We start from the raw sequence: 12,583 nt of genomic DNA, 5'->3' as shown, positions 1-12,583 counted from the left end.
TCGCTGACAACGCTCCAGCAACAGGGCTTATTTTCGCCAATCGTCCTGCTGCAGACGGTAAAGCAGCTGCTCGTGCAGCGGGTGCCCCGCGGCGAGATCCGGGTGGGCGAACGGCAGGGCCTGTTCGGCGCGCATGCCCAGCGCTTCCACCAGCTGCCTGGCCGGCTCGTTGATCCGCGCCAAGCAGGCGACCACCTCAGGCAATTCGAGGGTGACAAAGGCATGCTGCAGGACGGCCCGTGCCGCCTCAAGCACCAGGCCCTGGCCCCATTGTTCGCAGGCCACGCCCCAGCGCAATTCCACCGCAGGCTCTGGCAGCGACGGCGGCGCCCAGCCCAGCCCGCAGTAGCCGACGAACGCACCATTGTCCTTGCGCTCCAGCGCCCACAGGCCGAAGCCGTGGCGCAACAGATGCAGGCGGCTGCGCACCATCATCGCGGCACACTCGTCCCGCGTCAGAAGCGCCGGCTCGTAGCGCATGACCTCCGCATCGGCGCACAGCTGCGCCAACGCATCGAGATCGTCGTCGTGCCAGCTGCGCAGCCGCAGACGCGAGGTTTCGAGGGCGATTCGATCGACCATCCTTGCTCCTTGAGCGCGCCGACGGGCAGCCTGCATACTGCGGCGCACATCTGTCGAACGCGCGTGGTTCATGTCCCTTCCCCTGGTCTATCACGACGATTACAGCCCGCCGCTGCCGCCGGGCCATCGTTTTCCCATGGAGAAGTTTCGCTTGCTGCGTGACCACCTGGTCACCCTGGGTATGACCACGGACGCGGGCCTGTTGCGCCCGCAACTGTGCAGCAGCGATATCCTCACTCTGGCTCATGACGCCGATTATGTCGCGCGCTACTGCAGCGGCGAGATGGGCCGCGACGAGCTGCGCCGCCTTGGCCTGCCCTGGAGCCCGGAGCTGGCGCAGCGCACCGTGCGGGCGGTAGGCGGCTCGCTGCTGGCCGCCGAGCAGGCACTGCAGCATGGCCTGGCCTGCCACCTGGCCGGCGGCACGCACCATGCGCATCGCGATCACGCCTCCGGCTTCTGCATCTTCAACGATCTGGCGGTGATCGCGCTGTATCTGCTGGAGAGCGGACGTGTCGGCCGCGTGCTGATCTTCGACTGTGACGTGCACCAGGGCGACGGCACCGCGCGCATCCTGGAGAACGTGCCGGATGCGGTGACCGTCTCGCTGCACTGCGAGAAGAACTTCCCCACCCGCAAGGCCCATAGCGACTGGGATATTCCGCTGCCACCGGGCATGGGCGACGAGGCTTACCTCCAGGTCATGCACGACACCCTGAACTACCTGCTGCCGATCTATCAGCCGGATCTGGTGCTCTATGACGCCGGCGTCGACGTCCACCGCGACGACGCCCTGGGCCTGCTCTCGCTGACCGACGCCGGACTCGCCGCACGCGACAGCGCCGTGCTCGATCACTGCCTGGGCCGCGACATTCCCGTGGTCGGCCTGATCGGCGGCGGCTACGACAAGAACCGTGCTCTGCTCGCCCGCCGCCACGCGACCTTGCATGTCAGCGCCCACTCGGCCTGGCAGCGCCACGGGCTCGGCTGAGCCACCGTCAGCGGCTACAATACCCGCCCCGCTCGCCTGCCCGGTTGCCGCCATGCCCCAGCCCTCCTCTTTTCGCGTCGCCATCATCGGTGGTGGTCCGGCCGGCCTGATGGCCGCCGAGGTGCTCGGCCAGGCAGGCGTGAATGTCGACCTGTATGACGCCATGCCCTCGGTGGGGCGCAAGTTCCTGCTGGCCGGCGTCGGCGGCATGAACATCACCCACGCCGAGGACTACGCCGCATTCGTCAGCCGCTACGCCGAGCGCGCCGGCGACCTGCGCCCGCTGCTCGATGCCTTCTCCCCGGATGCGCTGCGCGAATGGATTCACGGGCTGGGCATCGACACCTTTGTCGGCAGTTCGGGCCGGGTGTTTCCCACCGACATGAAGGCCGCGCCCCTGCTGCGCGCCTGGCTCAAGCGCCTGCGCGAGAACGGTGTACGCATCCATACCCGCCAGCGCTGGCTGGGCTGGGACGCAGAGGGCGCGCTGCGCCTCGCCGGGCCGGAAGGCGAAAGCCTGATCGAGGCGGACGCCACCCTGCTCGCCCTCGGCGGTGGCAGCTGGGCGAGACTGGGCTCCGATGGCACCTGGGTGCCGTTGCTCGAGGCCCGCGGGATCACCATCGCACCGCTGCAGCCGGCCAACTGCGGCTTCGAAGTGGCCGGCTGGAGTGCGCATCTGCGGGAGAAATTCGCCGGCGCGCCGTTGAAGACGGTCAGCCTGGCGCTGCCCGGCGAAGCACCGCGCAAGGGTGAGTTCGTGCTCACCGCCGCGGGCATCGAGGGCAGCCTGGTCTACGCGCTCTCGGCGCCGATCCGCAACAGGATCAACCGTGACGGCGCCGCCACCGTGCTGCTCGACCTGCTGCCGGATCGCACCCTGACGCAGGTCGCCAGCGCCCTGGCCCGACCGCGGGGTTCGCAGTCCATGGCCAAGCATCTGCACCGCCAGCTGAAGCTCGATGGCGTCAAGGCGGCGCTGTTGCGCGAGCTGACCGATGCCGCCACCTTCCAGGACCCGCAGGCCCTGGCCGCCGCGATAAAGGCGCTGCCCATCCGCCTGGTCCGCCCGCGTCCGCTGGACGAGGCGATCAGCAGCGCCGGCGGCGTACCCTTCGAGGAACTGGACGAGGGTCTGATGCTGCGCCGGCTACCCGGCGTGTTCTGCGCTGGCGAAATGCTCGACTGGGAAGCGCCGACCGGTGGCTATCTGCTGACCGCCTGCTTTGCCAGCGGGCGCGCCGCGGCCGAAGGCATGCTGCGCTGGCTGCGTGCCAACGTGCCGGCAAACGCGCCACGCTGAGCGGTGCGCTGCCGGCCGCACGGCCCTGCTACATCTTCATCACGATACGGCCCTCGATGCGCCCGCCACGCATGTCGTCGAGGATCTGGTTGATGTTGTCCAGGTTGTCGGTATGGATGGTCGCCTTGACCAGCCCCTCGCCGGCGAAGTCCAGTGCCTCCTGCAGATCGGCGCGGGTGCCGACGATGGAGCCGGTGATGCTGATCGCCTTGAGCACCACGTCGAAGATCGGCGTCGGGAAATCTCCCGGTGGCAGGCCGACCAGCGCCACGGTACCGCGCCGCCGGGCCATGCCGATGGCCTGACCGAAGGCACTGTTGGATACCGCCGTCACCAGCACGCCATGCGCGCCGCCGATGTCGCGCTGCACCACTTCCACCGGATTCTCCTTGCGCGCATTGACGGTCAGGTCGGCGCCCAGGCGCTTGGCCAGTTCCAGCTTGGCGTCGTCCACATCCACCGCCACCACGTGCAGGCCCATGGCCTTGGCGTACTGCACCGCAACGTGGCCCAGACCGCCGATACCGGAGATCGCCACCCACTGGCCGGGCCGCGCTTCGGTGACCTTGAGGCCCTTGTAGACGGTGACCCCGGCACAGAGGATCGGCGCGATCTCGTCGAACTCGACGTTCTTCGGCAGGATGCCGACGTAGTTCGGGTCCGCCAGCACATATTCGGCATAGGCACCGTTGACCGAGTAGCCGGTGTTCTGCTGGCCTTCGCAGAGGGTTTCCCAGCCGGTCAGGCAGTGCTCGCAGCAGCCGCAGGCGGTGTACAGCCAGGGCACGCCGACCCGGTCCCCCTCCTTCACCCGTGTCACGCCGGCACCCACCGCGGCGACGTGGCCGACGCCTTCGTGGCCGGGGATGAATGGCAGTGTGGGCTTGACCGGCCAATCGCCCTCGGCTGCATGCAAGTCGGTGTGGCAAACGCCGGAGGCGGCGATCTTCACCAAGATCTGACCGGGGCCGGGCATCGGCACCTTGACTTCCTCGAGGCGCAGCGGCTCGCCGAAGGCGTGCACCACTGCCGCTTTCATGGTCTGGGTCATGGGCTTGCTCCTTGATTCGGGACGTTCGAGTCTGCGCCTGGCAGACCGGATCAAGCCTAGACCCAGATCAATTACAGCAGGCAGTCAGCGACCGTCCGTCGAGCGCATCGCGTCCGTCTGGCCGTGAACGGCGCTGCACGAATGTTCCAGACGGCCAGGCTGCAGCGGGCGATACTGAGCCGGGCCGCACCGCGACGCAGCATTCATGGAGCCATCATGGGTACCGATGACTGGATCGATCTGAAGAAGGATGCCGAAACCGGCATCGAGACGATCCGTGCGCATTTCGAAGGTCACGCCTACGACCCGCACTTCCATGACAGCTACCTGATCGGCTTCACCGAACAGGGCGTGCAGCAGTTTCACTGCCGCCGGACGCTGCACAGCAGCACGCCGGGGCAGGTGTTTCTGCTCGAACCCGGCGAGTTGCACGACGGCCATGCGCCGACAGCCGGCGGCTTCACCTACTCGATGCTCTACCTCGATCCGCACTGGATCGAACGCGAACTGCGCGCGCTGTTCGAGGACGCGCCCAGCCAGTGCCAGCCGGCGTTCGCCAAGACGCTGGAAAGCGAACCAGAGCTGGTAACGGTGATTGCCGACGCCTGCCAGGCCTTGCAAAGCCAGGACCTACGCATCGTTCGCCAGGCCGCGCTGGACGCGCTGCTGGGCACGCTGGCGCGGCACCTGTCATGGCGACCGCGGCTGACTGCCGACCCGCGCCTGCCGGCCGTGGCGCTGCGGGCGCGGGACTATCTGCATGCACACATGGATCAGGATCTCGGGCTGGACGATCTGGCACGGGCCACTGGTGTCGATCGCTTCAGGCTGTCGCGGGCGTTCAAGGCGACCTTCGGGCTGGCGCCGCATGCCTATCTGGTCCAGCTGCGCCTGGCCAAGGCCCGTCGCCTGCTCGCAGCCGGCCAGCCACCGGCGCTGGTGGCGATGAGCCTCGGTTTTGCCGACCAGAGCCACATGGGCCGCTGGTTCCGCCGCGCCTACGGGCTGACACCGGCGCACTACCGCAAACGCTGCTCGAATCTTCCAGACCACTGAGCCGACAGGCGCAAGTATTCGGTCGTCCGCCACCCCGGAGCCGAAAACCATGCCTCACCTCGCCGCCACTCCCGGAGCACTCGCCACGCACATCGCGGAGCAGCCGTCATGAGCCAGCTGCTGCCCTTCATGCTGTTCACCTTCGTCGCCTCGATCACGCCGGGGCCGACCAACATTCTGGTGCTGAGCAACAGCTCGCGCTTCGGCCTCGGCGCAGCCGTGCCGATCATTCTCGGCGCCTGCTCGGCGGCAGCCCTCATCGTACTGCTGGTGGGCCTGGGCGCCGGCGAATGGTTGCTGCGCCATCCGCAGTTGCAGCAGCTGATGAGCTGGCTCGGTCTGGCCTGGCTGTTCTACCTGGCCTGGCAGATCGCCCGCAGCCCGGTCGACCCGGTCGAGGCCGCCGCTGCGCCGCGCCGGCTCGGCGCGCTGGGCGCCGCCGGTCTGCAACTGGTCAATCCGAAGGTGTGGATGATGGCGCTGGCGGTGGTCGGCGTGTTCAGCGGCGCCGCCGCCGACGCGGGGCGTTACGCCATTCACGCCCTGCTGTTCTTTCTGATCGCCCTGCCCTGCCTGGCGGCCTGGGCCCTGCTCGGTGCCGGGGCGGCGAAGCTGCTGCACTCGGCCGCGCACCTGCGCCGGTTCAACTACGCCATGGCGCTGCTGCTGATGGTTTCGGCGCTGCTGAGTCTGTGACCTGCGTAACCAGTGGAAAGGCTGCGCCGTTTTCCACCTTACGGACGGCTCAGCGCTTCTTCGCTGGCTTGCTGCCGCCCAGGCTCGGTACCTTGCGGATCGGCCTGGCGTTGGGCTTTTCGTTCTCGTCGAACCAGTTGCCGAGGTGAATCTTGCCCTTGCCGCCACCGTCCTTGGGCTTTTTCGGTTTCTTCGGCTTCTTGATGATCTGCCCGCCGAGCGCCGTGGCCGGCACGCGATGGTCGGGTACGAAGCCCGGCTCGTCGTGGCGCGGCAACACCTGGTTGATCAGGGTTTCGATCGCCGCGAGCTGATCGACCTCATCGGCACTGACCAGCGAGATCGCCTCGCCACTGGCGCCGGCGCGGCCGGTACGGCCGATGCGGTGCACGTAGTCCTCGGCGACGGTCGGCAGGTCGAAGTTGACCACCTGCGGCAGGTCGTGGATGTCCAGCCCGCGCGCCGCCACGTCGGTGGCGACGAGAATCTGCACCTCGCCGGCCTTGAAGCGTTCCAGCGCGCGCAGACGCGACGCCTGCGGCTTGTCGCCGTGAATCGCGTCGCTGGCGATGCCCTGCGCTTGCAGCTCGTCCACCAGCTGATCGACGCCCTTGCGCGTCTTCACGAACACCAGCACCTGGCCCCAGCGCCGCTCCGCCAGCAGATGCAGGAACAGCTCGCTCTTGCGCTTCTTGTCCACCGGCACCAGCCACTGCTTGACCGTCTTCGCCGCCGCGTTGCGCGGGCTGACCTCGACCGACAGCGGGTCGCGCAGCAACTCGCGGGCCATCTGCCGGATCGCATCGGAGAAGGTCGCGGAAAACAGCAGGGTCTGGCGCTTCTTCGGCAGGGCCGAGAACAGCTGATCCAGCTCGTCGGCGAAACCGAGGTCGAGCATGCGATCGGCCTCGTCGAGCACCAGCGCCTGCAGCTGGGCGAAGCCCACGGCATTCTGCCGGTAGAGATCGAGCAGGCGACCGGGCGTCGCCACCAGCACGTCGATGCCCTTGCGCAGCGCCATCATCTGCGGATTGATACTGACCCCGCCGTACACCGCGTAAGTGCGCAGCGGCAGGTTCTGGCCGTAGACACGAAAGCTCTCGTGGACCTGCTCGGCCAGCTCGCGGGTCGGCACCAGCACCAGCGCGCGCACCGAATTGCTCGCCACCTTGGCACCTTCCATGGTCAGGCGCTGCAGCAACGGCAGGGCGAAACCGGCAGTCTTGCCGGTACCGGTCTGCGCCGCCGCCATCAGGTCGCGGCCCTTGAGCACGGCGGGGATGGCTTCGATCTGCACCGGCGTCGGCTTGCGATAGTCGAGGTTTTCCAGGGTCCGCAGCAGCGGATCGATCAGGCCCAGGGAGGCGAAGGTCATGGCAGGCTCGCAGCGCCGTTTCGGCGGGGTGAAAAAAGGGCGGATTCTAGCAGCAGGCCGGCCACCTCGGCGCACCAGCCGATTGCAGGCGGGCCAGGCGATGCCTTGCTGTCACAGTTTCATACGCTGCCGCGCTGGTAGCTGGCCAACGCCTGCCGCAGGATAGGCACAGCGCCGCGGCGCCGTCACATCAACCGCACGGAGACCCTGATGGAAGCGCTGCTCGCCCACGGCCCCTTCGCCGAATTCGCCCTGCTGCTGATCATCTCGGCAGCGGTCGGCACCATTGCCCTGAGCCTGCGCCAGCCGCTGCTGATCTCCTATATCGTGGTCGGCATCCTGCTTGGTCCGGCGCTGTTCGGCCCGGTCAACGCCGAGGATCAGATCCATCTGCTGGCCGAGGTCGGCGTCGCCGTGCTGCTCTTCGTGGTCGGCCTCAAGCTCGATCTCGCGCATATCCGCAATATCGGGCCGGTGGCGCTGGCCACAGGGCTGGGCCAGCTGACCTTCACCATCGTCTTCGGCTTCGCACTCACCCTGCTGATGGGCAAGAGCGCCATGGAAGCGCTCTACATCGCGGTTGCGTTGACCTTTTCCAGCACCATCATCATCGTCAAGCTGCTCTCGGACAAACACGAACTGGACTCGCTGCACGGGCGCATCGCCGTCGGTTTCCTGATCGTTCAGGACCTCGCCGTGGTGCTGGCGATGATGACCATGAGCGCCCTGCGCGGCGCCGGTGATGCCGACTGGCTCGACGTCTCCGGCTCGCTGCTGCTGCGTCTGGCGGCTGCGACGGTGCTGATGTATGTCTTGATGCGCTATGTGCTGCCAAGCCTGGTCAGCCGCATGGCGCGCTCACAGGAACTGCTGTTGATCTTCGCCATCGCCTGGGGCACCGGGCTGGCCGCGCTGGGCGAGTACAGCGGTTTCAGCAAGGAGGCAGGAGCCTTCGTCGCCGGATTTTCGCTGGCCTCGACGGCCTACCGCGAGGCGATGAACGCGCGCCTGACCGGCATCCGCGACTTCATGCTGCTATTTTTCTTCATCGATCTGGGCGGCAAGCTGGACTTTTCTACCCTCGGCAACGAGATCCTGCCGGCCATCGTGCTGGCGCTGTTCGTACTGATCGGCAACCCGCTGATCGTCATGGCGATCATGGGCTACATGGGTTATCGCAAGCGCACCGGCTTTCTCGCCGGGCTGACCGTGGCGCAGATCAGCGAGTTCTCCATCGTCTTCGTCGCCATGGGCATCACCCTTGGCCATGTCGGGCCGGAGGCGCTGGGCCTCACCACGCTGGTCGGCCTGGTGACGATCATGCTCTCGACCTACATGATCCTCTTCTCGCAGCCGCTCTATGAACGCTTGGCGCCCTGGCTCGGCCTGTTCGAGCGCAAGCGTCCCTACCGCGAACTGGAAGTGGAGGCCCAGGGCAGGCCGCAGGGCCATCCACGTATCATCGTCTTCGGCCTGGGCCGGTATGGCTCGCGTCTGCTGCAGCAGCTGGCCGCGGCACGACTGCCGGTGCTCGGCGTGGACTTCGATCCGGAAGCCGTGCGCACGCTGCGCCGCAGCAAGCTGCCGGTGCGTTTCGGCGATGGCGAGGACCCGAGTTTTCTCGAATCACTGCCGCTGCAGCATGCCGAATGGGTGGTCACCAGCTTTCCGCAGTGGGAATCCAACCGTGCCTTCCTGCACGCGCTCAAGCATGCTGGCTTCAAAGGGAAGATCGCTGGCGTGGTACGCGACGATCAGCATGGCAGGGCGCTGGATGCCGCGGGAGTCAACCGGGTACTCAATCCTTTCACCGATGCCGCGGACTTCGCCGCAGGGTGCCTGCTCGATGAATTGAGCCCTACGAGCAACCTAACCCCAAGCAAGCGGTAGACTGACCAACCGACTGTCGCCAACCGGACCAGTGCGCTGCAGTTAACGGCATCGCGGCCGCCAACCTGAGCCAGTCCGCAGAAGAGAGCGTTATGACTTTCAACAATCCAAGCGACAACCCCGACCCAGCTACCTACAGCTGCCACGACGCCAGCGCACACGGCGCCTGCCCCAGCTGCGCCAGTGGCGAACGCCTGGGCTTTCGCTTCAGCTACGCGTTCCAGCCGATCATCGATCTGCACGACCGGCAGATCTTCGCCCATGAGGCGCTGGTTCGCGGCCCGGATGGCGAGCCCGCACCGACCGTGCTGTCGCAGGTCACCGAGCAGAACCGCTTTCGCTTCGACCAGGCCGGCCGAGTCAAGGCAATCAAGACTGCCGCCAAGCTCGGCATGCAGAGCAAGCTGTCGATCAACTTCATGCCCAATGCGATCTACCGCCCCGAGCTGTGCATCCGCTCGACGCTGGAAGCGGCGCGCGCGCACGACTTTCCGGTCGAGCAGATCATCTTCGAGACCGTCGAAGGCGAGCGCGTCAACGATGGCAAGTGGCTGACCGAAGTCTTCCGCGAATACCAGCGCATCGGCTTTCTCACTGCCATCGACGACTTCGGTGCGGGCTTCGCCGGCCTCAACCTGCTGGCCGATTTCCAGCCGGACATCATCAAGCTGGACATGGACCTGATCCGCGGCATCGACCAGAGCCGCACGCGCCAGGCCATCGTCCGCGGCACCGTGTCGATGTGCGAGGAGCTGGGCATCAAGGTGATCGGCGAAGGCGTCGAGACCGCCGACGAATGCAGCGCGCTGTTCGATCTCGGCATCCATCTGATGCAGGGCTACCTGTTCAGCCGGCCGCTGTTCGAGGCCTGCGGTCAGGCGGAACAGCTCGCCTGGCCGCAGTGATGCCTAGCCCACGCGCAGCAGCTTGAGCAGCTCCTGCGCGGCCGCCTCGGATGACGCCGGATTCTGCCCCGTCACCAGCAGCCCATCGACCTGCACATAGGGTGTCCAGTCGGCGCCCTTGCTGTACTGCCCACCGCGCTCGCGCAGGCGGTCCTCGAGCAGGAACGGCACCACATCGGTCAACTCCACCCCCGCCTCCTCACCATTGGTAAAGCCGGTGACGCGCTTGCCCTTGACCAGATACTCGCCACCCTTGCCGCGCACCTCGGTCAACGCCGCCGGTGCATGGCAGACCGCGCCTATCGGCTTGTCTGACTTGACGAAGGACTCGAGCAGGGCGATGGACGTCGGGTTGGTCACCAGGTCCCACAGCGGACCATGGCCGCCGGGGTAGAACACCGCATCGAAATCCTCGGCCGAGACCTGATCCAGACGATAGGTGTTGGCCAGCAGCGTCTGCGCCTCGCCGTCCCCGTTGAAGCGCTCGGTGGCCTCGGTCTGGGCGTCGGGCTGGTCGCTCTTCGGGTCGAGCGGCGGCTCGCCACCCTCGGGCGAGGCGAGCACCACCTGCGCTCCGGCATCCTTGAAGACGTAGTACGGCGCGGCGAATTCCTCCAGCCAGAAGCCGGTCTTTTTGCCGGTGTCACCCAGCTGGTCGTGGGACGTGAGCACGATGAGAATTTTCATGGAGCCTCCTTGGTGAAGCGCGACGTGAACAGGTGAGACTGCCGTTCTGGGCGCATTGCTCCGCGGCCAAATCACATCCATGAAAAAGGGCGCCGCAGCGCCCTTCTAAACCCCGTTCAGGTCAGATACGGAAGCTGTCCACCAGCTGCTTCAGGCGGCGCGCCTGCTGATCCAGATCGCCGCAGGCGCGCAGGGTCGACTGCAGGTTCTCCACGCCTTGCTGGTTCAGCGTGTTGATCTCGGTGATGTCCATGTTCAGCGACTCGATCACCGCGGTCTGCTCTTCGGTGGCGGTGGCCACCGACTGGTTCATGCCGTCGATCTCGCCGATGCGCTGGGTCACCTCGCCGAGGCGCTCGCCGGCGCGGTCGGCGATGGAGACGCTGGATTCACTCTGCCGCTGGCTTTCGGTCATGGTCTGTACCGAAGCACCGGCGCCGACCTGCAGCTGTTCGATCATCTGCTGGATTTCCTGCGCCGAACTCTGCGTGCGGTGCGCCAGGTTGCGCACCTCGTCGGCGACCACGGCGAAGCCGCGGCCTGCCTCGCCGGCCCGCGCCGCCTCGATGGCTGCGTTCAGCGCGAGCAGGTTGGTCTGCTCGGAAATGCCCTTGATCACTTCGAGAATCTGGCCGATGTCCACAGTCTTGGCATTCAGGGCCTCGATCTGCGAACAGGAGGCGCTGATCTTCGCCGACAGCTCGCGCATGGCGGCGATGTTCTGCTCCACCACCTGGCGCCCGTCCTCGGCCTGATGCCGCGCGCCGCTGGCATGCTGCGAGGCATCCGCCGCGTTGCGGGCGATCTCCTGGGCGGCGGCGCCAAGTTCGTTGATTGCCGCCGCCACGCTGTTGGTGCGGCTGGCCTGCTCGTCGGAGTTGGCCATCGATGCGTTCGAAGCGCTGAGCACGCGTTGCGCCACTTCGTTGACCTGCAACGTGGCCGAGGACACCTCGCGGATCGATTCGTGAATACGCTCGACGAAGCGGTTGAAGGCGGTCGCCAGCTGACCGAACTCATCCTTGGACTGCACGTCCAGGCGGCGGGTCAGGTCGCCCTCGCCTTCGGCGATGTTTGCCATGGCGCGGCCCATGTCCCTGAGCGGACGCATCAGCACGCGCATCAGCATGCCCAGCAGCAGCAGGATAAAGGCCACTGCGGCAATGGTCGCAATCAGCGCGGTGGTGCGGAAGCTGGTCAGTGCGGCATAGGCCTTGTCACGATCCAGCGAAATGCCGACGTACCACTGCACCGAGGGCAGGCCCTTGACCGGACTGAAGCTGAGAATGCGGTTGGAGTCGTCAAGCCGTACCTCGACATAGCGGCTGTCGAGCGATGGCGTGTTCTGCGGGTAGATATCGCGTAACGACTTCATCACCCGCTGACTGTCCGGGTGCACCAGAACCTTGCCGTCACCGCTGACCAGGAAGGCATAGCCCATGCCGTTGAAGTCCAGGGCGTTGATGATATCCACCAGCACCTTGAGGCTGAGGTCACCACCGACCACGCCGAGCGCCTGACCGCCGGCCTGCGCCGGGGTCGCCGCGGTGATGATCAGCTCATTGGTGGCAGCGTCCTGGTAGGGCTCGGTCAGCGTCGTGCGGCCGGCGGCCACGGCATCCTTGTACCAGGGACGCTGGCGCGGGTCGTAGCCCGCCGGTAGCTCGAAGCGCGGATGCACGATGAACTCGCCATCGGCGCGGCCCAGGTAGCTGAAAGCGAAGGTCGAACTCAGCGCGGGCTGCTTGACCAGCGCCTCCACCTGCTCGCTGGCGCTGTCACGGGCGACACTCTGCGCCAGGCTTTCCAGCAGGACCAGCCGGCCAGACAGCCAGTTCTGAATGTTGTGCGCGGTGACCTCGCCCATCTCGTCGAGGTAGCTCTCGAGGTTGGCGCGGATGGCATTGCGCTGCAGGTAGTCGTTGTAGAGCGTGAAAAGCGCGAAGGTCGCGATCACCACCAGGGAGGCGGCCAGCAGGATCTTGTGACTGAATTTGAGGCTGTTGGTCATGGCAGCGAGTCCGGAACGGTTCGGGCAAGCGGGCAT

General features: G+C 66.6%; 11 protein-coding genes. 6 read left to right on the top strand and 5 right to left on the bottom strand.

The window, feature by feature from the left end:
• Positions 1 to 27 precede the first annotated feature (27 nt).
• A complete protein-coding gene (locus OUY36_RS04225) occupies positions 28 to 582 on the bottom strand; it encodes a GNAT family N-acetyltransferase (protein WP_152480845.1) in 555 nt (184 codons plus the stop codon).
• 70 nt (positions 583 to 652) lie between these two features.
• Between OUY36_RS04225 and OUY36_RS04220 the strand changes: the two genes are divergently transcribed.
• Together OUY36_RS04220 and OUY36_RS04215 are read left to right on the top strand one after the other, a co-directional pair.
• Positions 653 to 1,573: a histone deacetylase family protein gene (locus tag OUY36_RS04220; RefSeq protein ID WP_152480844.1), complete on the top strand. Its 921-nt coding sequence runs from the start codon at positions 653 to 655 to the stop codon at positions 1,571 to 1,573.
• A gap of 52 nt (positions 1,574 to 1,625) precedes the next feature.
• Positions 1,626 to 2,876, top strand: coding sequence for a TIGR03862 family flavoprotein (locus OUY36_RS04215; RefSeq protein ID WP_267936910.1), 1,251 nt, complete (start codon positions 1,626 to 1,628; stop codon positions 2,874 to 2,876).
• Positions 2,877 to 2,904: 28 nt separating this feature from the next.
• Here the strand turns inward: OUY36_RS04215 and adhP are convergent, their stop codons facing one another.
• Positions 2,905 to 3,927 carry an alcohol dehydrogenase AdhP gene (adhP, locus tag OUY36_RS04210; protein WP_267936908.1) on the bottom strand — a complete coding sequence of 341 codons (1,023 nt, stop codon included), beginning with the start codon at positions 3,925 to 3,927 and terminating at the stop codon, positions 2,905 to 2,907.
• A gap of 216 nt (positions 3,928 to 4,143) precedes the next feature.
• Between adhP and OUY36_RS04205 the strand changes: the two genes are divergently transcribed.
• Together OUY36_RS04205 and OUY36_RS04200 are read left to right on the top strand one after the other, a co-directional pair.
• Entirely contained in the window at positions 4,144 to 4,983 is an 840-nt protein-coding gene (locus tag OUY36_RS04205; RefSeq protein WP_267936906.1) for an AraC family transcriptional regulator, read from the top strand.
• A gap of 108 nt (positions 4,984 to 5,091) precedes the next feature.
• Positions 5,092 to 5,679 (top strand): LysE family translocator, encoded by a 588-nt coding sequence (locus OUY36_RS04200; RefSeq protein WP_267936904.1) that lies wholly within the window; start codon positions 5,092 to 5,094, stop codon positions 5,677 to 5,679.
• A gap of 49 nt (positions 5,680 to 5,728) precedes the next feature.
• Here the strand turns inward: OUY36_RS04200 and OUY36_RS04195 are convergent, their stop codons facing one another.
• On the bottom strand, positions 5,729 to 7,054 hold the full coding sequence (locus tag OUY36_RS04195) for a DEAD/DEAH box helicase (protein ID WP_267936903.1): 1,326 nt from the start codon (positions 7,052 to 7,054) through the stop codon (positions 5,729 to 5,731).
• Positions 7,055 to 7,264: 210 nt separating this feature from the next.
• Here OUY36_RS04195 and OUY36_RS04190 point away from each other — a divergent pair, with 210 nt between their 5' ends.
• Both OUY36_RS04190 and rimA read left to right on the top strand, forming a co-directional pair.
• Positions 7,265 to 8,944: a cation:proton antiporter gene (locus OUY36_RS04190; RefSeq protein ID WP_267936901.1), complete on the top strand. Its 1,680-nt coding sequence runs from the start codon at positions 7,265 to 7,267 to the stop codon at positions 8,942 to 8,944.
• Positions 8,945 to 9,036: 92 nt separating this feature from the next.
• On the top strand, positions 9,037 to 9,849 hold the full coding sequence (gene rimA, locus OUY36_RS04185; RefSeq protein ID WP_152480837.1) for a S6 modification regulatory phosphodiesterase RimA: 813 nt from the start codon (positions 9,037 to 9,039) through the stop codon (positions 9,847 to 9,849).
• Between the two features lie 3 nt (positions 9,850 to 9,852).
• On the opposite strand, the gene OUY36_RS04180 is transcribed toward rimA, so the two are convergent.
• Together OUY36_RS04180 and OUY36_RS04175 are read right to left on the bottom strand one after the other, a co-directional pair.
• Positions 9,853 to 10,536: a type 1 glutamine amidotransferase domain-containing protein gene (locus OUY36_RS04180; RefSeq protein ID WP_230725355.1), complete on the bottom strand. Its 684-nt coding sequence runs from the start codon at positions 10,534 to 10,536 to the stop codon at positions 9,853 to 9,855.
• Between the two features lie 121 nt (positions 10,537 to 10,657).
• Entirely contained in the window at positions 10,658 to 12,547 is a 1,890-nt protein-coding gene (locus tag OUY36_RS04175; protein WP_152480835.1) for a methyl-accepting chemotaxis protein, read from the bottom strand.
• Between the last annotated feature and the right edge of the window lie 36 nt (positions 12,548 to 12,583).

The sequence above is a fragment of the Stutzerimonas sp. R40042 genome, assembly GCF_026642215.1.
In the GTDB taxonomy this organism is placed as follows: Bacteria; Pseudomonadota; Gammaproteobacteria; order Pseudomonadales; family Pseudomonadaceae; genus Stutzerimonas; species Stutzerimonas frequens.
The sequence above is the reverse complement of the archived record's forward strand: the minus strand, read 5'-3'. Positions and strand labels throughout refer to the sequence as shown.